This window comes from Cyanobium sp. Morenito 9A2 (assembly GCF_024345575.1).
Classification (GTDB): domain Bacteria; phylum Cyanobacteriota; class Cyanobacteriia; order PCC-6307; family Cyanobiaceae; genus ATX-6F1.
The window spans coordinates 1-19,595 of record NZ_JAGQBJ010000008.1 but is presented as its reverse complement, the minus strand read 5'-3'; the positions used below and the strand labels follow the sequence as shown (position 1 = coordinate 19,595).

The 19,595-nt window shown below is 62.8% G+C and carries 19 protein-coding genes and 1 tRNA gene; 9 read left to right on the top strand and 11 right to left on the bottom strand.

Annotated features, from left to right (window positions below):
• Positions 1 to 18: 18 nt before the first annotated feature.
• The 4 genes from KBY88_RS10550 to KBY88_RS10535 form a co-directional block, all read right to left on the bottom strand.
• Positions 19 to 966, bottom strand: coding sequence for an NAD-dependent epimerase/dehydratase family protein (locus KBY88_RS10550; protein WP_254939896.1), 948 nt, complete (start codon positions 964 to 966; stop codon positions 19 to 21).
• Positions 963 to 1,973 carry a glycosyltransferase family 2 protein gene (locus KBY88_RS10545; protein WP_254939895.1) on the bottom strand — a complete coding sequence of 337 codons (1,011 nt, stop codon included), beginning with the start codon at positions 1,971 to 1,973 and terminating at the stop codon, positions 963 to 965. The genes KBY88_RS10550 and KBY88_RS10545 overlap by 4 nt, the downstream gene beginning before the upstream one ends.
• A gap of 8 nt (positions 1,974 to 1,981) precedes the next feature.
• Complete coding sequence (locus KBY88_RS10540) at positions 1,982 to 3,502, bottom strand: class I SAM-dependent methyltransferase (RefSeq protein WP_254939894.1); 1,521 nt, start codon at positions 3,500 to 3,502, stop codon at positions 1,982 to 1,984.
• A gap of 337 nt (positions 3,503 to 3,839) precedes the next feature.
• Entirely contained in the window at positions 3,840 to 4,511 is a 672-nt protein-coding gene (locus KBY88_RS10535; RefSeq protein WP_254939893.1) for a class I SAM-dependent methyltransferase, read from the bottom strand.
• Positions 4,512 to 5,523: 1,012 nt separating this feature from the next.
• Between KBY88_RS10535 and KBY88_RS10530 the strand changes: the two genes are divergently transcribed.
• Positions 5,524 to 5,595 (top strand) — tRNA-Gly (locus tag KBY88_RS10530).
• Between the two features lie 4 nt (positions 5,596 to 5,599).
• Here the strand turns inward: KBY88_RS10530 and KBY88_RS10525 are convergent.
• Positions 5,600 to 6,067, bottom strand: a complete 468-nt coding sequence (locus KBY88_RS10525) for a GNAT family N-acetyltransferase (protein WP_254939892.1) — start codon at positions 6,065 to 6,067, stop codon at positions 5,600 to 5,602.
• A gap of 172 nt (positions 6,068 to 6,239) precedes the next feature.
• Between KBY88_RS10525 and secA the strand changes: the two genes are divergently transcribed.
• Entirely contained in the window at positions 6,240 to 9,059 is a 2,820-nt protein-coding gene (gene secA / locus KBY88_RS10520) for a preprotein translocase subunit SecA (RefSeq protein WP_254939891.1), read from the top strand.
• Positions 9,060 to 9,122: 63 nt separating this feature from the next.
• On the opposite strand, the gene cysE is transcribed toward secA, so the two are convergent.
• The 3 genes from cysE to plmA all read right to left on the bottom strand — a co-directional run bounded on the left by cysE (position 9,123) and on the right by plmA (position 11,597).
• Entirely contained in the window at positions 9,123 to 9,857 is a 735-nt protein-coding gene (gene cysE / locus KBY88_RS10515) for a serine O-acetyltransferase (protein ID WP_254940002.1), read from the bottom strand.
• A gap of 16 nt (positions 9,858 to 9,873) precedes the next feature.
• A complete protein-coding gene (locus tag KBY88_RS10510) occupies positions 9,874 to 10,293 on the bottom strand; it encodes a type II toxin-antitoxin system VapC family toxin (RefSeq protein WP_254939890.1) in 420 nt (139 codons plus the stop codon).
• A 314-nt stretch (positions 10,294 to 10,607) separates the two neighbouring features.
• On the bottom strand, positions 10,608 to 11,597 hold the full coding sequence (gene plmA, locus KBY88_RS10505) for a transcriptional regulator PlmA (RefSeq protein ID WP_254939889.1): 990 nt from the start codon (positions 11,595 to 11,597) through the stop codon (positions 10,608 to 10,610).
• A 141-nt stretch (positions 11,598 to 11,738) separates the two neighbouring features.
• Between plmA and KBY88_RS10500 the strand changes: the two genes are divergently transcribed.
• Positions 11,739 to 12,554, top strand: coding sequence for a dienelactone hydrolase family protein (locus KBY88_RS10500; protein ID WP_254939888.1), 816 nt, complete (start codon positions 11,739 to 11,741; stop codon positions 12,552 to 12,554).
• 15 nt (positions 12,555 to 12,569) lie between these two features.
• On the opposite strand, the gene infC is transcribed toward KBY88_RS10500, so the two are convergent.
• Together infC and miaA are read right to left on the bottom strand one after the other, a co-directional pair.
• A complete protein-coding gene (gene infC, locus KBY88_RS10495) occupies positions 12,570 to 13,175 on the bottom strand; it encodes a translation initiation factor IF-3 (RefSeq protein WP_254939887.1) in 606 nt (201 codons plus the stop codon).
• A 41-nt stretch (positions 13,176 to 13,216) separates the two neighbouring features.
• Entirely contained in the window at positions 13,217 to 14,119 is a 903-nt protein-coding gene (gene miaA, locus KBY88_RS10490; protein WP_254939886.1) for a tRNA (adenosine(37)-N6)-dimethylallyltransferase MiaA, read from the bottom strand.
• A 148-nt stretch (positions 14,120 to 14,267) separates the two neighbouring features.
• Here miaA and gyrB point away from each other — a divergent pair, with 148 nt between their 5' ends.
• The 4 genes from gyrB to KBY88_RS10470 are packed head-to-tail and all read left to right on the top strand — an operon-like array spanning position 14,268 to position 17,323.
• Complete coding sequence (gene gyrB, locus KBY88_RS10485; protein ID WP_254939885.1) at positions 14,268 to 16,226, top strand: DNA topoisomerase (ATP-hydrolyzing) subunit B; 1,959 nt, start codon at positions 14,268 to 14,270, stop codon at positions 16,224 to 16,226.
• Positions 16,226 to 16,531, top strand: a complete 306-nt coding sequence (locus tag KBY88_RS10480; protein ID WP_254939884.1) for an SH3 domain-containing protein — start codon at positions 16,226 to 16,228, stop codon at positions 16,529 to 16,531. Before gyrB ends, KBY88_RS10480 begins: the two co-directional genes overlap by 1 nt.
• A gap of 13 nt (positions 16,532 to 16,544) precedes the next feature.
• Complete coding sequence (locus KBY88_RS10475) at positions 16,545 to 16,910, top strand: FluC/FEX family fluoride channel (RefSeq protein WP_254939883.1); 366 nt, start codon at positions 16,545 to 16,547, stop codon at positions 16,908 to 16,910.
• Complete coding sequence (locus tag KBY88_RS10470; RefSeq protein ID WP_254939882.1) at positions 16,907 to 17,323, top strand: FluC/FEX family fluoride channel; 417 nt, start codon at positions 16,907 to 16,909, stop codon at positions 17,321 to 17,323. Before KBY88_RS10475 ends, KBY88_RS10470 begins: the two co-directional genes overlap by 4 nt.
• Here the strand turns inward: KBY88_RS10470 and KBY88_RS10465 are convergent.
• Positions 17,289 to 17,768, bottom strand: a complete 480-nt coding sequence (locus KBY88_RS10465; RefSeq protein ID WP_254939881.1) for a glutathione peroxidase — start codon at positions 17,766 to 17,768, stop codon at positions 17,289 to 17,291. The two genes, KBY88_RS10470 and KBY88_RS10465, sit on opposite strands and share 35 nt — an antisense overlap.
• A 95-nt stretch (positions 17,769 to 17,863) precedes the next feature.
• Between KBY88_RS10465 and mgtE the strand changes: the two genes are divergently transcribed.
• Both mgtE and KBY88_RS10455 read left to right on the top strand, forming a co-directional pair.
• Positions 17,864 to 19,267 carry a magnesium transporter gene (gene mgtE, locus KBY88_RS10460; protein WP_254939880.1) on the top strand — a complete coding sequence of 468 codons (1,404 nt, stop codon included), beginning with the start codon at positions 17,864 to 17,866 and terminating at the stop codon, positions 19,265 to 19,267.
• Between the two features lie 102 nt (positions 19,268 to 19,369).
• Positions 19,370 to 19,595: sigma-70 factor domain-containing protein (locus KBY88_RS10455; RefSeq protein ID WP_396103002.1), on the top strand; the 226-nt coding region annotated here is incomplete at its 3' end.

Here is a 19,595-nt window from a genome sequence, read left to right as displayed (position 1 = left end):
CATGGCTTGCGAATGGACTCAGGAGTGCTGGCCGCCTGCCCTTCGATTGTGGCAGGCGGATCGCCACATCTCAGCTATGCCGTTGTCCAATGAGACCTGGGGCTGCCAGCCCGTATCTTGCTGCAGTTTTCTGCTGTCCAGAATGTTGGCCGCTACGTCAAAGCGGCGAAATGCAAGCTCACGAATCTCAACGGAGATGCCGCTGTTGAGGGCGTGGGGACGGATGGCATCGATGATATCCAAATTGGAGCTCCCCACACCCGTGCCGACGTTGTAGATGGCACCAGTGTGGCCCGAGTCGAGGGCGGCAGCCATTCCTACTGCCACGTCATGTACGTGGATGTAGTCACGCAAGGTACCCTTTTCCCCGTAGAGGTCGATTGCTCTTCCCTCGAGCAATGAATCGATGGCTGCTGCAATGAAGCCTTGACCTGTACCAGCCTTTTGGCGAGGTCCGTAGGCATTGCCAGGGCGAACAATCACCACAGGCAGGTCCATGGTGTGATGAAACATCATCGCGTAGTGATCAATGGTGAGTTTGGTGATGCCGTAGGGGCTTACAGGAGCCGTAGGGTGGCTCTCGGTCATTGGAAGACTTTTGCATGGTCCATAGACGGTGCCACCCGACGAGACCAGAAGTAATCGCCTGATGCCCACTGTCATGGCCTCCTGCAACAGCCCGACACTGGCGGGAAGATTGGAGAGCAGATCGAAGATGGGATCGCCGTAACTCGTCTTCGGCACCGTGGCGTAGGCCAGATCGATCAGCTCACATCCGGGCTCGAGCAACGAACGCAGCTGCGAGCGGTTGCCGATGTCAGCGCTGATGTAGGTACAGCCGGGTGGATCTGATAGAGAGTCTGCAGACCGCCTGCCAACCACGGTGACCTCGCGACCCATTTGGATCAGCACGTCACACAGACTTCTGCCGATGAAACCAGCACCTCCTATGATGATTGTCTTCATTTGATTCGAATCGATCGCGGGCGCAGAGTCCACAGTCTCTTCGCGGCTGAGCGCAGGAAACCCTGGTGGCGCAGCAAGGGCCATAGGCCAACTTTACTCAGAGACCAGGTCGCTTTGAGCGAGTTAATGCGTTCGATGGCGTCATGCTTTAACGGAGTTCTCTCCTCCCCTAGGGCAAATGAATCGATCGCTTGAAAGAGCAATGATTTCATACGCTCAAAGTTTGGTTTGTATTTTTGGTTTAAAGGGATTCCGTGCGTTAGTTTCGAAATTGCGACCAGGTCTTGGTCGTCGGCGGACACTCCTGAAGCGGCGCTGATGTTTTCGGAACTAAAGCTGACCACATTGCTGAGAAAGGGTGAGATGCCTGTGCGAGACATGCTTCCGGGGACCTCACGGTAGTGCAGCAACACTTCTCCAAGATTGGCAATTTCATGTCTTCGCGCCAAGCGAGACCAAAGCTCATAATCCTCGGGGGGCTGTCTCTGTGGGTCAGTGCTATATCCACCTGCGGCTAACACTGCAGAGCGGCGCAGTATGACCGAGCTGTGGACGAAGGGATTGTTGAACAACAATCCGTACTTCAGCTCTGCATTGTGTGTGGGGTGGCGATGAAAACGTTTGCTGAGTTGATCGATCTCGATGATCTGAGCCCAGGAGCCAAGCAGTACACATTCCGAATGTGCATCAAGGTGGGCGACTTGGCGTTCAAGGCGATGCGGCAGGGAAAGATCGTCTTGGTCTTGACGGGCAACGTAGCGGCCTCTGGATTGCGAGATGCCAAAATTGAGCGTAGCTGCAAGCCCCCGATTGGCATGGCGGAAGAGACGAATTCGATCATCGGTGTAGGTGGCAAGGATGGCCGGTGTGTTGTCTATTGATCCGTCATCCACAATCAGGAATTCAAAGTCTGTGAAAGACTGCTGGAGAATGCTCTCGATTGCGGCTCCTATATACCGCTCACAATTATATACTGGAAGCAGGACAGAAACCGCAGGAAGTGTCACGCTGCGGCCTACAGAACGACTCGAATGATATCCTCTTTGCAACTTATGATTGCCATTGGCTTGCGAAGAAGAATTGAACTTCTTAGTGATTCATAAGTTGGATAATCATGTGTGCCGTCAAAATTGCGAGCGTCGTCAATCAAGATGACGTGACCCTTGATGTCATGATCAAGGATGGCTCCTATCTCTGCGGATACGGGTGTTTCTTCCGAGCCACGAGCTGTGATTCCTGCTGAGTAATGACCATCGAGCCAGAATAATGTTGGGTGCTGCAGTTGGCTTAGAATAATCGGAAGAATTTTGCCACTGTCACCTTGGAGTATTGTGATATGTGGATAAGCTGCAAAACGTAGTCTCGATTTTTCGCAGAGTTCTGGGCTGAGTTCAACCGAGATGATGGTTTGGAAGTGCCGACGCATGGCATGGACCATGTCTCCAAGATACGTTCCTGTTTCAACCAGGGACCTGAGTTTGTGTTTGCGTGAGTAGCTGGATAGAAGACGTTGCTTGAAGGCATGGGGAGGTGGTAGTGGCTTTCCGGCCTGTCGCCAGTGACGAATATCGGATTCTTCTTCCATTCGCGTGCGTACCAGGTCCGCACAGCGTTCATAGGCACGGTACGGTGGTAAAGATGTGATCAACCTACCGGTACGCATCTTCAGGGCACTGGAGATTCGGCTCGGCAGTGAATGCTTGGCAGTAAGAGCTTTGGCTGTTACTGAGACTGGAGTAATTCCCTGGACAGGAGATGACGGGGTTTCTTCTCGACCCAGCAGGTTATTGAGGAGGAGTCGCCACCAATGGGTAGCCGTGGCCTCTGGGAGAGAGTGAGAAAAAATCGGGCACCGTGTCAGAAACATTTGCCCGTCGTATGCGTTGATGGCGTAGGTGAGTTGACTTCGATCAAATGCCTGATGGATGACAAGCTCTATGATCTGAAGTTTCTCGAAGTCTTCCTTGCAAATGAAAAGACAGTTGGTTGCTGTGCAGGCGGCTAACAGGTATTCTTTCTCGTGGGCGAGTTTCAGCAGGGCGCCTGCCGAAGCGCCGAAGTATTCTCCCTTCTTCTGCACCAGTTCGAGTTCTGGAGGAATGGAAGGATTGTATTCAATCACAACCACCCGTGGTCTGTAGTTCTTCAGTGATTGCCAAACGTGATAGTCATCGCCATCAATGTCGATGGAGAGCAGATCAATGCCTGCCTCGGCAAGACACGATTGGGCCAGCAAGCTGTCAAGGCTGTTGGGGCCTGCATCGTTGACGTAGGCCAGCAGTGCCTTGGCCCTGGGGTGCTCTGACAGTGAAGCGGCCAGGGCTTCGTGGCGCCCTCGATCCCCTTCGATCAGCAAGGCACTCCAGCCCTGCTGGTGCCATAGCTCCCAGGTGTTGCTGAGATGAATGCCGTCCCATGCACCAAACTCTATGCACAACTTGGATCGCACACCGATGCGTCGAAAGATTTCGCGTAGTATTCCATCTTCGCCATTCTGCGAAGTTACATTTTCTTGGTAGTTGCTGAGTTCATCCATGGCATCGCTGGTGCAGGTAGCTGATAACGGTTAGCGTTCTCAGAGGTGTTCCAACGGTTGGATGGAGCATCTTATTCCGTTAGCGCGCGCCGAGGAGAGCACCGTCGTGATCTTGGGTGGTGTCGCAACATGGCTCAGGCGCACTGACAGATTCGGCTGCTCCCTGAGCAGTCAGTATCTGCTGCTGCGGCGGGTGTTGACCGTGCCACTGGCAACGGCTTGCTACCGGTTGTTGACTCGCTTAAACTCACGGGTAAATTGGCCATTTGCTGACTTGATGAGGTAGATGCTGGCCATGGTTGTTGATACTGAACCAGCGTTGACGCCATCCCGGAGCTCACGTGGCAGAAACCACCGGTGGCATGCCACAGTAATAGCTGCGTGGACGAGAGCGTTTCTCGATTACGGCCATGCCTTCGTAGAAGCAGATGGCATGGATGAGTGAGGCGGCATTGTTGACAACTTCTGGCGGAGTATCATGGTACCATTCATGAATGTCATCCACCAGTTGTTTGGCTAGCTCAATGAATGTGCCTGGTCGTTTATAGCCTCCATTGTGGAAGATGTCCCAGTAGGATGCTTGTAGATCTTCGCAGACATAGACGCCTCCGTTGGACAGCTGTGGGAAGAGGGTTTCAAAGCTGATTTGTTGATCAGAGGCTACGTGGCTGCCATCGTCTACAACAATATCCAGGCCGCCCATCTCTGCTACAACGGAGCGAAGAAATGAGGCATCGGCCTGGGAGCCGATGCGGACTTTGGCATCTTGATCATCAAAGGTTTGACAGGCGGGGTCGATGTCGACGCCAAACACAACTGCGGTAGGGCCAAAGTATTTACGCCACAACTGGAGCGAGCCTCCCGTCTGCACGCCGATCTCCAAGATGCGAACGGGTGTGTTGCGAAAGCGTTTCAGGTGCAGATCGTAGACCTCAAGATAGTGGTGCCACTTGTGGGATTGCCGGCCCTTGTGACCATAGAAAATTTTCTCCATCGTGTTGGTGGCCACACGGAGACAAGATTCTGGATCAGGATGTTTTAGATAGGGCCGGACATCATGGGCAGGAGGCGTTGATGTTGTAGATGGCGAATCCGAAAGCTTGAGAGATTCTCTTGCCTTGCGGGAGAACCTGCGAAGAAGTCGGCTGAGCCTGCTTTTGATCGTGCTCAAACTTCAGGTTGGTAGCACACAGTTTTTGAACGATAGCATTGAGCCATGGCTTGCCTGACAGCGTCCCGCAGGGCCCTGAGCGTCAACAGTTTGGATGCCTGCGTTCTTGTCAAATACGCGCAGCGCCAGGGTGGCTGAACTTCTGCCATGGACTTCCGCATGCCTGGTCGACCGCAGCGGAGGCGCGAGGTGGCGGTTTTTCGAGCGCTCCCGCCTGCGATCACACGAGCAGCCTCCATCACCGCTGCGCGCGAGACTCCCGCCGGAGTCGTCCTTCCGAGGCAGATATCGGGACGTCGTCTTTGGGGGAGCTCTCAGCACCCTCGCTGTCGTTAGCGTCCCTCGCACCCTTGCGCACCGGAGCCGTCGCGTTCGCAGATGGGGCCCAGATCGCTTCCACGGAGCGTAGTTCGCTCGGATTCGGCTTGGCTTTGATCCACGCCTGCCCGTTCTGCGGGACGCCTCGCGATCTCCTCCCCGGGGGGTGAGAGGTGGCCTCGGCGCTCGGGCCGCTTCCCTGTCGGGCTTAGTTTGTTCTTTCCGCCAACCATGGCCGGGGGACGTCTTCTGATCCGGCTTCAGGGGTCGTCCTTCTCCCACGGGGGCGAGTCTTGAGCGGGGTCCCCGCCAGGCTCCCTCCTCTCAAGCTGGTCCCCTGGGACCCCCGCTGAGGGCAGGCCTGGTCAGGCGACCGCCGGGGCTTGGGCCAGGACTGTCTCGCCCCTGCTGTCTCAAGGATTCCCAGGGTCTCCGACTTGATCCGTTGGGAGCGAATTGACGAAGGCCCCCCCCGTGGTCCATGCTCTAGCGGCCGTCGCTGGACGGCAGACAGGAGCTTTCCAAGTCCTGCGCGGATGTAGCTCAGTGGTAGAGCATCTCCTTGCCAAGGAGAGGGTCGAGAGTTCGAATCTCTTCATCCGCTTTTTTCAACGGCCCTCGCGGGCTCTCATCAGCAGTTCCTGGCCGTGGTCGGGGCTGAACCCAAGCCTGCTGTAGAAGCCTGCACTGTTGGTGGTCATCAGGTAGACGCGCTCGGCCCTGGCCACTGCTGGGCTGTCCAGCAGCGCCTCGACGATGCCTCGGCCCAGGCCTTCGCCCTGCTGCTCCCTGGCCACCACCACGTCCCACAGCACGGCGCGGAACACCCCGTCGCTGGTGGCGCGTCCGAAACCCACCAGCGTGCTGCCATGCCAGGCGCTTACGGTGGCCTGGCTACGGCCCAGCATCCGTGCCAGTTCGCCCCGGCTGCGGCTGGACGCCCAGAAGCTGTGCTGATCCAGCAAGGCCTGGAGGGCCCCCAGACGCCAGCGCAGCCGCAGGGCCAGGGGGCCGTGGCTGATCAGCCGATAGACCTCGCCCCTGGGGGCTTCAACGGTGGGGCTGGGCGAGCTCAAGGGGCTGGCCAATCAGTCGGACAGGAGAATCTTCGCCTCCGGTGCTCAGGGGGCTGGAGGCTCCTGGATCTGGAGCTGCATCTTGGCTGAGAACCCCTGCAACAGCTTGCTTTTGCCCCTCGGCCCCTGCCCCTGCGGTGATAGGGTGACCCATCCGGCTGGCCCACTTTCCATGCTCAAGCTGCTGCTGGGGGACCCCAACGCCCGCAAGCTGAAGCGCTTCCAGCCCCTGGTTTCCGACATCAACCTGTTGGAGGAGGACGTCGCTCCACTCTCGGACGATGAGCTGCGCTCAAAAACCGCCTCCTTCCGGGACGCCCTGGCCAAGGCCGAAACGCCCGTGCGGCAGCGGCAGTTGCTCGATGAACTTCTCCCCGAAGCCTTTGCCGTGGTGCGTGAGGCCGGCAAGCGCGTGCTGGGCATGCGCCACTTTGACGTGCAACTGCTGGGCGGCATGGTGCTGCACGAGGGCCAGATCGCCGAGATGAAGACCGGCGAAGGGAAGACCCTGGTGGCCACCCTCCCCGCTTACCTCAACGCCCTCACCGGCAAGGGGGTGCATGTGGTCACGGTGAACGACTACCTCGCCCGCCGGGATGCCGAGTGGATGGGGCAGGTGCATCGCTTCCTGGGGCTTTCGGTGGGCCTGATCCAGCAGGACATGGCCCCGGCGGAGCGTCGGCGCAACTACGCCTGCGACATCACCTACGCCACCAACAGCGAGCTTGGCTTCGACTATCTCCGCGACAACATGGCGAACGACATCGCCGAGGTGGTACAGCGGGAGTTTCACTACTGCGTCATTGACGAGGTCGATTCGATCCTGATCGATGAAGCGCGCACGCCCCTGATCATTTCTGGTCAGGTGGAGCGGCCGCAGGAGAAGTACCGCCGGGCCACGGAGGTGGCCGCCCAGCTGGAGCGTGCTGAGGGCATGACCAAGGACGGCATTGACCCTGAGGGCGACTACGAGGTCGATGAGAAGCAGCGCAACGTGACCCTCACCGATGAGGGCTATGCCAAGGCCGAGCAGCTCCTGGGTGTGACTGACCTGTTCGACCCCGCCGACCCTTGGGCGCATTTCATCACCAATGCGCTGAAGGCCAAAGAACTGTTCGTCAGAGATGTCAATTATATCGTGCGCGATCAGGACGCTGTGATTGTTGATGAGTTCACCGGACGGGTGATGCCGGGCCGCCGTTGGAGCGACGGTCAGCATCAGGCGATCGAATCGAAGGAGGACCTGCCGATCCAGCCCGAAACCCAGACCCTCGCCAGCATCACCTATCAGAACTTCTTCCTGCTCTATCCGCGCCTGGCTGGCATGACCGGCACCGCCAAGACCGAGGAGGTGGAGTTTGAGAAGACCTACAAGCTCGAGGTCACGGTGGTGCCCACCAACCGCGTGCGCTCGCGCACCGATCTGGTGGATCAGGTCTACAAGAACGAGACAGCCAAATGGCGGGCCGTGGCGGCAGAGACCGCCGAATACCACCGGGCCGGTCGGCCTGTGCTGGTGGGCACCACCAGTGTCGAGAAATCCGAGGTGCTGTCCGCCCTGCTCATGGAGCAGGAGATCCCCCACAACCTGCTGAACGCCAAGCCTGAGAACGTCGAGCGGGAGGCGGAGATCGTTGCCCAGGCGGGCCGGGCCGGCGCCGTGACCATTGCCACCAACATGGCCGGCCGCGGCACCGACATCATCCTGGGGGGCAACACCGACTACATGGCCCGCCTCAAGCTCCGGGAGGTTCTGCTGCCCCGCCTGGTGCGGCCTGAGGAGGGTCACAGACCCCCCATCCCTTTGCCGCGCGAAGCTGCCGCCGGTTTTGCACCCGGAACGGCCGTCACCACCAAACCCCTGAGTGAGGCCCGGGCGATTGGCACCCTCTACCCCTGCGCCCTCAGCGAGGGGACCGAGCAAAACCTGGGCCTTCTGGCCCGTGGGTTGGTGGGGGCCTGGGGAGATCGCTCCCTCGGCGTGCTTGAACTCGAAGACCGCATTGCCCAGGCGGCCGAGAAGGCCCCCACTGACGATCCCCAGATTCAGCAGTTGCGCGAGCAGATCGCTGTGGTCAAGGCTGAGTATGACGCGGTGGTGAAGCGTGACGAGGCAACCGTGCGCGACGCTGGTGGCTTGCATGTGATCGGCACCGAGCGGCACGAATCCCGCCGAGTTGACAACCAGCTCCGGGGTCGCGCCGGTCGCCAGGGGGACCCGGGCAGCACACGCTTCTTCCTCTCGCTGGAAGACAACCTGTTGCGCATCTTCGGTGGAGAGCGCGTCGCGGGGCTGATGAATGCCTTCCGGGTGGAAGAAGACATGCCGATCGAATCGAACATGCTCACCCGCTCTTTGGAGGGGGCACAGAAGAAGGTCGAAACGTATTACTACGACATTCGTAAGCAGGTGTTCGAGTACGACGAGGTGATGAACAATCAGCGCAAGGCCGTTTATGCCGAGCGGCGGCGGGTTTTGGAAGGACGTGAACTCAAAAAGCAGGTGATCGGCTACGGCGAGCGCACCATGGATGACATCGTTGAGGCTTATGTGAACCCCGATCTACCGCCCGAGGAGTGGGATCTTGAGCGGCTGGTGGCCAAGGTGAAGGAGTTCGTCTATCTGCTGGAGGATCTGCTACCTGAGCAGCTCCTTGGGCTCTCGATGGAGGAGCTCAAAGCCTTCCTCCAGGAGCAACTTCGAAACGCTTATGACCTCAAGGAAGCCCAGGTTGAGCAGGGGCGGCCGGGGCTGATGCGCGAAGCGGAGCGCTTCTTCATCCTCCAGCAGATTGACACCCTTTGGCGGGAGCACCTGCAGGCGATGGATGCTCTGCGTGAATCGGTGGGCCTGCGCGGCTATGGCCAGAAGGACCCCTTGATCGAATACAAGAACGAGGGCTACGACATGTTCCTCGAGATGATGACCGGGATGCGGCGCAACGTGATCTATTCGATGTTCATGTTTGACCCGCGGCCCGTGGAGGCTTGAGCTGGAGACTGCCGGTCGGCAGGGCCCCCGACACGCTCTGTCCATTCCCGTCCACGAAGCTGTTCAACCTGGTGGACAGTCTTCATCCCCGAGGAACTCCATAATTTCCCGATCCCTGAGGTTCTGGGCCTTGCCGGCCTTCGGGTGATCTTCGCCCAGGCTCGATCTGCTGCGCAGCTCGTTCAGCTCACCTTCAAGCGCATCGATCCGCTCCATCAGGTTACGGATCACCTGGGCCTCAGTGTCGGGTAGGGCGGAGTGGGCCAGGGGGTCGATGCGCACTCCCGACTGGTGCACGATTCGTCCAGGTACCCCCACCACCGTGCTGTTGGCGGGCACATCACGCAACACCACCGAGCCAGCACCAATGCGGGTGTTGGGCCCCACTTCGATGGCCCCGAGCACCTTGGCGCCGGCGCCCACCACCACGTTCTCCGCCAGGGTCGGGTGGCGCTTTCCGTGTTCCTTTCCTGTTCCCCCCAGGGTCACCCCCTGATACAGCAGACAGCGGTTCCCGATCTCAGCGGTTTCGCCGATTACCACGCCCATGCCGTGGTCGATGAACACCCCTGAGCCGATGCGAGCTCCGGGGTGGATTTCCACACCCGTGAGCGTGCGCCCGAGCTGGGACACCAGCCGCGGCAGCAGCGGCAGCCCCATCCGCCAGAGCCGGTGGCTGATGCGATGGATCACCAAGGCATGGAAGCCTGGGTAGCAGAGCAAGATTTCGAGCCTGCTGCGGGCGGCCGGATCCCGTTCCTTGATAATGGCCAGATCGGCCCGGATGGCCTGCAGCAGGCGGCCTGCGGTGGGGTCAGGACTCACTGGGGTCCGGGGAAAGGATCAGTGCGGCTGTCTTCACTTCCGTCTGGCCAAAATCATGGCCCTTGAACAGCAGGGGTAGGTCCCGTGCCATCGCCAGGCCGCAGCTGAAGCAGACCCCCAGGTTCAGCCCCGCAGGTTGTCGCCCCTTCCTGAACTGTCGCCAGCCCCGAAGCGCCCACACCAGTTGGTCGTCTCCAAAGGGGACCACATCGATGGCCAAGGCCTCGATCAGGCTGTCGATGGCCTCGCCGCTGGCGCCAAAGCGATGCCCTTCAGCCACCAGGGTGGCCTCCGGCCGAGTGGCGGCTGAGATCAGGAGCTTGGGTGCCGCCGCAACCAGGGTCCATTCCAGTTCTGGGGCTCCGGGCTGCTGGAACAGGACGGCCAGCAGAACTGAGGTGTCGATCACCACGGCAGCCCATGCTCGTCGTAGAGGTCAGCGTTGAGGGCCTCCCAGCCCCCGCGGATCCTTGATTGGCACGGCCTGGGCGTCAGCGCAGATGCGCCAGACAGCCTCCAGGCGGGTGGCCAGGTGGCGCGAGGGATCCTGCTCACTGCTCCGCTCCAGTTCCGCCGCCAGGGCCTGTCCCACCGTGTTCGTGACGTTGGTGCACCGGCGGCTGGCCAGCTCCAGGGCATGGAGCTTGAGACCTTGATGTTACGCCCCCGTCAGTGGAGGGTAGAAGCGATCATAATTCTACCCAGGGTTGTGGAAGCGCTCCTTCACGGGGCCTGGAGCCCGATCTCCTTGCGTAGCAGCTCGATCGTGGCCGTGCCCAGATAGCTTTTGGCGCAGTGCAGTTGGGGCAGCCGCATCAGCTGGGAGCGGTTCTGGCGCAGGGTCTGCTCCACCAGCGAGAGGCTGGGGCGATCGCAGAGCACGTGGCTGGCGGCCCGAAGCAGCGCCAGCAGGCGGCTGTTCACATCCGGCGTGGCGGTCATCACCAGCAGCTCGTTGCCGCGCATGCTGTGCAGGATCACCTCCGCCGCCCGCAGAATGCCGGGACTGATGCTCACCAGGCCCACACAGCTGCCCGAGCGCAGCTCCTTGAGCAGATCCAGCTCCTGGCGAAAGTCATTGAGATCCACCGCCACGGCCCGCACCCCGTGGCGCTTGGCCAGCTCCTCCACGGGCTGGAGGAAATAACGGCTGGTGACCACCGTGCCGTTGTTGGAGCTCTCGAGCACCGCCTCGAGCTCCTCCATCGGCACCACCTCCACGGGCACGTCGAGGTTGGGGGCGAGCTCCTCGGCGATCAGCATCGAGGCGCCGATGTCCTCGCGCGGCGTGCTCACCAGCACCCGGGCGCCGCAGCGCAGGCGCCAGTCGATCTCGCGTGTGAGCAGTTCCCGGGCCTGCTGCAGGGTGCAGCCTGCGTTCAGCAGGCCATCGACGCACTGGCGCACCTCCTTGTCGATGTCAGGGCGGATCTTGCTGCGCAGCCCGGCGGGGGGCTTGAGTTCCCGGGGCTTCTGCTGGTCGCGCACGTAGATGCCTGAGCCGGCCATGGCTTCGACGACTCCGTCGTTTTCCAGTTGCCGGTAGACCTTGCTGATCGTGTTGCGGTGCAGGCCGGTCTGCATCGCTAACTGGCGCGTGCTGGGCAGGCGGTGCCCCGGCGGGTAGTGGCGGGCGGCGATCGCGAAGCAGATCTGGTTGTACAGCTGGGTTGACGCCGGGATGTCGCTTTCCTGCTGGATGTGGAATCGCACGCCGGGTGGGCCAGGGCTGACGCAGGCCACCCTACGGAGCTTTGGGGCTGGTGACAATTCCCCCTTTGGCATACGAGGGTGTGCCAGGGGCGCCGGTTGAGCCAGTCACCGCCCCCCTCCGTTCTCCACAGCCCCGGTTTTATGAGCCAAATCCCCGCCTCCCGTCCCGTCGCCGGCTCCTGGATCGAGATCCCCGTAGCGGAGGCTGCCCAGGTGGCCGCCACCCGCCTGCGCAGCTGGTGGGCCCGGCCGGCGGAGGGTCCTCTGTGCGGCGGCGTCTTGGTGCTGCCGGAGGTGTTCGGGGTCAACCCCTGGGTGCGCAGCGTCGCGGGCCGCCTGGCATCGGAGGGCTATGGAGCCCTGGCTCTGCCCCTGTTCGGCCGCACGGCCCCAGACTTGGAGCTGGACTACAGCGAGGCCTCCCTTGCGGAGGGGCGTCGCCACAAGGACCTCACCACAACTCCCCAGTTGCTGGCCGACGGGGCCGCCGCCGCTCAATGGCTGCAGAATCAGCTGGTGACGGTTGGGTCGCCTGGATCGGCTGAGGGTTGGCCAGGCCTGGGCTGTGTGGGTTTCTGCTTTGGCGGCCACGCCGCCCTGCTGATCGCCACCCTTCCAGGTATGGCGGCCACCTGCGACTTCTACGGCGCTGGAGTGGCCTCGGGGCGGCCCGGCGGTGGACTCCCCAGCCTTGAGCTGCTTGATCAGGTGGCGGGGCGCCTGTGGTGCTTTCTTGGCGATCAGGATCCCCTGATCCCCCCGGCCGATGGGGCCGCCATCGCGGCGGCCCTGGCAGCGGCGGATCCCAGTGGGGAGCGCCACCGCTTGATCACCGCTCCTGGTGCCGGCCACGGCTACATGTGCAGCGCCAGAGGGGCCTATGAGCCCACCGCCGCCACTGAAGGCTGGCGACGGATGCTGGACCTGTTCGCCTCCGAACTCACGGCCGAGGGCTGAGGGCCAGAGCCTTGCTCAGAGGGTGCGCACCGCTTTGGAGGCCAGGGCAGCGGCGTCCTTCTCTTTCGTGAGCGGGGTTTTGCGGGGGCTGAGGAACATGATCATGTTGCGCCCCTCCCGCTTCGGTTCCTGCTGGATCTCGGCGTTCTCCTCGAGGTCCTTGGCCATGCGGAACAGCAACACCTCGGCCAAGGCCGTGTGCTGGATCTCACGGCCCCGGAAGATCACCGTGCACTTGACCTTGTCACCGTCCTTGAGGAAGCGGACAGCCTGACCGATGCGCACCTGGTAGTCGTGGGAGTCGATCTTGTAGCGCATCTTGACCTCCTTGACTTCGGTCTGATGCGACTTCTTCTTGGCCTCCTTGGCCTTCTTTTCCTGCTCGAACTTGAACTTGCCGTAGTCCATGATCCGGCAGACCGGTGGATCAGCCTTCTCGCTCACCAGCACCAGATCCAGTTCCCGGTCCTTAGCCACCTCCAGGGCCGCTTCCCTGGTGATCACGCCGAGCTGGCTGCCGTCGGCGTCGACCACCCGCAGTTGGGGATAGCTGATGCGGTCGTTGATGTTGGGCAGTTCCCGGACAGGGGCCCGGCGGTCAAAACGGGGACGAGGTGGCATTCAGAAGGGCGAGTGGACGGTTGGAGGGTTCCTTGAACGTTTTACCCTAGAACGGTCTCGATCGCTCTGAGCGCTTCGTTGAGCAGATCGGGAGTCGTCAGCCACACCGGCTGGTGTTGGCGGCGAAACCAGGTGCGCTGGCGCTTGGCGAACTGGCGGGTGCGTTGGGCGGTGAGCGCGGTCGCCTCGGCTTCCCCCAATCGCCCGGCCAGTAGGGCCCTGGCTTCCCCGTAGCCGATCGTGTCGAGGAGGGGGCAGTCGGTCCCGTAGCACTCCAGCAGCGCAGCCGTTTCCGCCACGAGGCCCCCCCCGTAGAGCAGGGCGCTGCGCCGGTCGATGCGCGCCATCAGATCAGCGGGGTTCAGGCCGAGCTCCAGCACCCGCCAGGGGGGCGGCACCAGGCCCTGTTGGCTCGTGAGGGACTGGCCAGTGGCGTAGATCACCTCCAGGGCCCGCTGGGTGCGGATCGCATCGGCGGGGGCGATGCGCTGGGCAGCGGCGGGATCGGCCGCGCGCAGCAATTGATGGCAGAGGCTCTGGCCCAGGGCCGCCAGCTGGGCCCTCAGCTGGGGCTGGGGCGGCACCGCGGGGGGGACGAGCCCCTGGTTGATCGCCTTGAGGTAGAGGCCGCTGCCGCCCACCAGAAACGCCACTCCGCGGCGCCGGTGCTCGGCGGCGATCACCGCCTCGGCTTCGGCGCGGAATTCCTGGAGATTGATCGGTTGATCGGGTCGGCGCAGGTCGAGGAGATGGTGGGGCACCTGCTGGCGTTGGGCCTCGGTGGGCTTGGCCGTGCCGATGTCCATGCCCGTGTAGAGCTGGCGTGAATCCACTGAGATCACCGCCAGATCCAGCCGTTCGGCCAGTGCGATGGCCAGATCGGTCTTGCCGCTGGCGGTGGGCCCGAGCAGCGCGATCACCAGGGGCAGCGTGGGGTCGGACAAGGGGCGCGGGCAGAAGGGGGGTTGGAACCCCCGGTTGAACGGCGCCGGAGAGGCCCCTGGGCGGGGCTCTGGGGCGGCGGTGGTAGATTGAGCCTGCCAGGTCGCGTCTTTCCGCTTCCTACCGCCTTCCTGGCCGCAATCCAACGGAATGAGCGAAGCCAACAAGGTCAGTGCCGCCTACGGCGCCGAGCAGATCCAGGTGCTGGAAGGCCTGGAGCCGGTGCGCAAGCGGCCGGGCATGTACATCGGCACCACGGGGCCCCGGGGTCTTCACCACCTCGTTTATGAGGTGGTGGACAACTCCGTGGATGAGGCCCTGGCGGGCCACTGCAGCGAAATCCTTGTCCACCTGGGGGAAGACGGCTCGGCGACGGTCTCCGACAACGGCCGTGGCATCCCAACTGATGTGCACTCCCGCACCGGCAAGTCGGCCCTGGAAACGGTGATGACGGTGCTCCATGCCGGGGGCAAGTTCGGCAGTGGTGGTTACAAAGTCTCCGGCGGCCTCCACGGCGTGGGGATTTCGGTGGTGAACGCCCTGAGCGAATGGGTGGAGGTGGAGGTCCGGCGCCAAGGGCAGGTGCACCACCAGCGCTTCGAGCGCGGCGTCCCGATCGGCAGCCTCGTTTCAGAACCCGACAGCAGCGGCCGCACCGGCACCACGGTGAGCTTCAAGCCTGACATCGAGATCTTCAGCGGCGGCATCGCCTTTGATTACCACACTCTCTCCGGGAGGCTGCGGGAGTTGGCCTACCTCAACGGCGGGGTGAAGATCGTCTTCCGCGACGAGCGCGAGGCGGCCCGCAGTCCAAGCGGGGAAGCCCATGAGGAGATCTACCTGTACGAAGGCGGGATCAAGGAATACGTCGCCTACATGAATACAGACAAGGATCCCCTGCATCCCGACATCATCTATGTGAATTCCGAGAAAGACGGCGTTCAGGTGGAGGCGGCCCTGCAGTGGTGTGTCGATGCCTACTCCGACAGCATCCTTGGTTTCGCCAACAACATCCGCACCGTCGATGGTGGCACCCACATCGAGGGTCTCAAAACCGTGCTCACGCGCACGCTCAACACCTTTGCCCGCAAGCGAGGCAAGCGCAAGGAGGCCGAAGGCAATCTCGCCGGCGAGAACATCCGAGAAGGCCTCACTGCCGTGCTCTCGGTCAAGGTGCCCGAGCCCGAGTTCGAAGGTCAGACCAAGACCAAGCTCGGCAACACCGAGGTGCGGGGCATCGTCGACAACCTCGTGGGCGAGGCCCTCAGCGAATACCTGGAGTTCAACCCCGGGGTGATCGATCTGATCCTGGAGAAGGCGATTCAGGCGTTCAACGCCGCCGAGGCGGCTCGCCGAGCCCGCGAACTCGTGCGCCGCAAGTCGGTGCTGGAGAGCTCCACCCTGCCGGGCAAGCTGGCCGACTGCAGCTCCCGTGACCCTCGGGAGTCCGAAATCTACATCGTGGAAGGGGACTCGGCCGGCGGCTCCGCCAAGCAGGGTCGCGATCGTCGCTTCCAGGCGATCCTGCCCCTGCGGGGCAAGATCCTCAACATCGAGAAAACCGATGACGCCAAGATCTACAAGAACACCGAGATTCAGGCTCTGATCACGGGCCTGGGTCTGGGCATCAAGGGCGAGGATTTCAATGAATCCGCCCTGCGTTACCACCGGATCGTGATCATGACTGATGCGGACGTGGACGGCGCCCACATCCGCACTCTGATTCTCACCTTCTTTTTCCGTTATCAGCGGATGCTGTTGGAGGGCGGCTACATCTACATCGCCTGCCCGCCCCTCTACAAGGTCGAGCGTGGCAAGAATCACACCTATTGCTACAACGAACAGGATCTCAAGAAAACCCTTGATGCTTTTCCCGAGAAAGCCAATTACACGATCCAGCGCTTCAAGGGTCTTGGCGAAATGATGCCCAAGCAACTCTGGGAAACCACCATGGATCCCGAGACCCGCACAATGAAACGCGTTGAAATTGAAGATGCGGCCGAAGCTGATCGAATCTTCACGATCCTGATGGGCGACAAGGTGGCCCCCCGACGGGAATTCATCGAGACCCACAGCGCCGAGCTGGACTTCGCCCAACTCGACATCTGATGGATTGGCGCTGGGCCTGGGTGCTGGGTTTCGCCCTGATCGCACCGGCGGCCCTGCCCGCTGGCGGGGCTGAGCGTCGTCAGCCGGCGGTGCGTCGGCGCCTGGCCGCCGAGCCGCTGCTGGTGGCTGATTCCGTCGCCCTGCGCTCCGCCCCCCGCCGCCACGCCCCAGCCCTGGTGGCCCTGCAGCCCGGCGAACCTTTGCGGCTGCTGCGCAGCTGGGTGGCCCCGAACGGCCGTCGCTGGCTCCAGGTGCAGGCGGATTCCGCGCCTGGCACCCCGCGGCGGGGCTGGCTGGTGGGTTGAGGCAGGTGCTGCCTTGAGGGACACCTTGCTGGTGGCCGTTGGAGCGATCCCAGGGGCCTGGCTGCGTTTTCGCCTGGTCAACCACTTCCAGCCGCTGATCCCGCGCAAGCACTGGGCCACCTTCGCCGTCAACGTGAGCGCCAGCTTTGCCCTGGGGTTGCTGGTGGCCCTCGATCAGCGCAGCCCCGGCAGCTCTCGCCTGCTGCTGCTCCTGTCCACGGGATTTCTCGGCAGCCTCAGCACCTTCTCCACCTTCATCGTTGAGGTGTTGCAGGCCCTGCAGCGGGGCGAGCGTCGCGAAGCGCTGGCCCTGGGGCTGGGGTCGGTGCTGGCGGGGCTGCTGGCCCTGGAACTGGGCCTGCTCGTGGGGGGGCCATGAACGCCGCCCTGCGCTTCGATCTCAAGGAACTGGCCCTGGTGGGGGCGGGCGCGGTGCCCGGAGCTCTGCTGCGCTGGCAGGCGGTTGTTCAGCTGGGGCCGGTGCTGGGGGGCAGCGCCGGCGCCAATCTGCTGGTGAACCTGGTCGGTTCGTTCCTGCTGGGAATCCTGGTGGGGCCCCTGAAGCCAGCCAGTGCCGTGATGCTGCTGCTGGGAATCGGCTTCTGCGGTTCCCTCACCACCTTCAGCTCCTGGATGCTGGATGTGGTGCGGCTGCAGCAGCAGGGCCATGGCCCCTCGGCTGTGCTGTTGGTGGCGGCCAGCCTGGGTCTGGGCTTGCTGGCCGCTGGCCTGGGGCAGGCCACCAGCCGCAGCTGGATCAGGCCGCCAGGGCCGCCTCGATGGCGCCGCTGAGCTCCGCGGACTCCGGGTCCACGGCGCTCTTGAAACGTCCGAGCACGCTGCCGTCCTTGCCGATCAGGAACTTCTCGAAATTCCAGGCCACCTCGCCCGCGGGTTCGACCTGGTTGAGGGTGTCGTAGGGGGCGGTGGCATCGCCTTTAGCATGCACCTTCTCGAACAATTCGAAGCTGGCACCAAAGCGGGTGGAGCAGAACTGCTGGATCTCCGGCAGGGTGCCCGGCTCCTGGGCGCCGAAGTCGTTGCAGGGGAAGCCGAGCACTTGCAGGCCCCGGGGGCCGTAGGTGTCCTGGAGTTTCTGCAGGCCGGCGTACTGCTTGGTGAAGCCGCAGCGGCTGGCTACGTTGACGATCAGCAGCACCTTGCCGGCGCGCTCACCAAGGCGCTGCTCGCTGCCATCGGCAGCCTTCACCACCACATCCGAAACATTGATCGCCATGGGCTCTTCGCGGGTACCCGGCAAGCTAGCCGCGGCGCTGCAGCCCTGAGGGCGGGCCTCCCCCATAAACTTGCTCCGCCTTGACCCTCTGGCCGATGAGCGAGGCAACCGGCGTCAGCTCAGGCCGCAGTTCCGGCGGCGCCGATGTGGCGGAACTGGTGGCCCAGCAGCTGCAACGGCTGCTGGAGGCCGGCCAGTACGACGGCGTCAAGCTGCTGTTGCAGCCTGTGCAGCCGGTGGATGTGGCCGAGGCGATCGGCACCCTGCCTCGCACGATGCAGGCCCTGGCCTTCCGTCTCCTGCCCAAGGATCAGGCGATTGAGGTCTACGAGTATCTGGAGCCCGCGGTGCAGCAGACCCTCCTGGAGCGCCTGCGCTCCGGTGAGGTGCTGGAGCTGGTGGAGGAGATGTCACCCGATGACCGGGTGCGCCTGTTCGATGAACTGCCCGCCAAGGTGGTGCGCCGGCTGCTGGCGGAGCTGAGTCCTGCCGAACGGCGGGTCACCGCTGAGTTGCTGGGCTACGAGGCGGAGACTGCCGGCCGCCTGATGACGACCGAATTCATCGACCTCAAGGAGTTCCACAGCGCCGCCCAAGCCCTGGCGATCGTGCGTCGCCGTGCCCGCGACACCGAAACGATCTACAGCCTCTACATCACCGACGCCTCACGCCATCTCACCGGCATCCTTTCGCTCAGGGATCTTGTGGTGGCTGACCCCGAGGACCGGGTCGGCGATGTGATGACCCGGGAGGTGGTGAGCATTGCCACCGACACCAACCAGGAGGAGGTGGCGCGGGTGATCCAGCGTTACGACTTTCTGGCCGTGCCGGTGGTGGACCGGGAGCAGCGGCTGGTGGGGATCGTCACTGTGGATGACGTCATCGATGTGATCCAGCAGGAGGCCACCCGTGACCTCTACGCCGCCGGTGCCGTGCAGGCGGGCGATGAGGACGACTACTTCCAGAGCAACCTGTTCACCGTGGCCCGTCGGCGGGTGGTGTGGCTGCTGGTCTTGCTCGTCGCCAACACGGGCACCTCCGCGGTGATCGCCTCCCAACAGGATGTGTTGCAGAAGGTGGTGGTGCTGGCGGCCTTCATTCCGCTGCTGATCGGCACCGGCGGCAATGTGGGCGCCCAGAGTTCCACCGTGGTGATCCGCGGCCTGAGCACCCAGCGGATCCAGAGCCTGGGCCTGGGCAAGGCGATCTGGCGTGAGGCGGTGGCCGGAGCCCTGCTGGGGTTGCTGATGGTGCTGGTGGTGGTGCCCTGGTCGGCCCACGTTTCGGGCAGTTGGGTGGTGGCTGGGGCGGCCGGGATCAGCCTGGTGGCGATCACCACCTTGGCGGCCACCGCCGGGGCGGCGTTGCCGCTGCTGTTTGACCGCATCGGTCTCGATCCGGCCCTGATGTCGGCGCCGTTCATCGCCACCGCCACCGACGTGGCCGGGGTGTTCATCTACCTCCACACCGCTTCCTGGCTGCTGGAGAGGCTGGGCTGAAGTGTTGAAGCCGGCAGGCCCGGGGGAGAACAGGCAGGGACGCCACCTTTCCTGAGAGAGCCTTCACAGTTCTTTAGGTTAGGCTTTACACAACTTCAAGGCATCGCTGTGGTCATCGCCCTAGCGTCCGCGCCCAACGTCGCATCCGCCGGTCCCGCCCCCCGCCCCCCGGCGTCCCGCCAACTCCCGTCGCTCGAGGGAGATCTGGTCCGTTCCTACCTGCGCGACATCGGCCGGGTGCCGTTGCTCAGCCACGAGCAGGAGATCACCCTGGGCCGTCAGGTCCAGGACCTGATGGCCCTCGAGGAGCTGGCGGAAGAATTCGAGA

Bases quoted from the DNA above. Each gene is read 5' to 3' on its own strand.
- gyrB (WP_254939885.1), top strand. From the start codon at position 14,268: ATGAGCGAAGCCAACAAGGTCAGTGCCGCCTACGGCGCCGAGCAGATC.
- KBY88_RS10470 (WP_254939882.1), top strand. From the start codon at position 16,907: ATGAACGCCGCCCTGCGCTTCGATCTCAAGGAACTGGCCCTGGTGGGG.
- mgtE (WP_254939880.1), top strand. From the start codon at position 17,864: ATGAGCGAGGCAACCGGCGTCAGCTCAGGCCGCAGTTCCGGCGGCGCC.
- KBY88_RS10540 (WP_254939894.1), bottom strand. From the start codon at position 3,502: ATGGATGAACTCAGCAACTACCAAGAAAATGTAACTTCGCAGAATGGC.
- KBY88_RS10500 (WP_254939888.1), top strand. From the start codon at position 11,739: ATGAGCCAAATCCCCGCCTCCCGTCCCGTCGCCGGCTCCTGGATCGAG.
- secA (WP_254939891.1), top strand. From the start codon at position 6,240: ATGCTCAAGCTGCTGCTGGGGGACCCCAACGCCCGCAAGCTGAAGCGC.
- KBY88_RS10465 (WP_254939881.1), bottom strand. From the start codon at position 17,768: ATGGCGATCAATGTTTCGGATGTGGTGGTGAAGGCTGCCGATGGCAGC.
- KBY88_RS10550 (WP_254939896.1), bottom strand. From the start codon at position 966: ATGAAGACAATCATCATAGGAGGTGCTGGTTTCATCGGCAGAAGTCTG.
- KBY88_RS10480 (WP_254939884.1), top strand. From the start codon at position 16,226: ATGGATTGGCGCTGGGCCTGGGTGCTGGGTTTCGCCCTGATCGCACCG.
- infC (WP_254939887.1), bottom strand. From the start codon at position 13,175: ATGCCACCTCGTCCCCGTTTTGACCGCCGGGCCCCTGTCCGGGAACTG.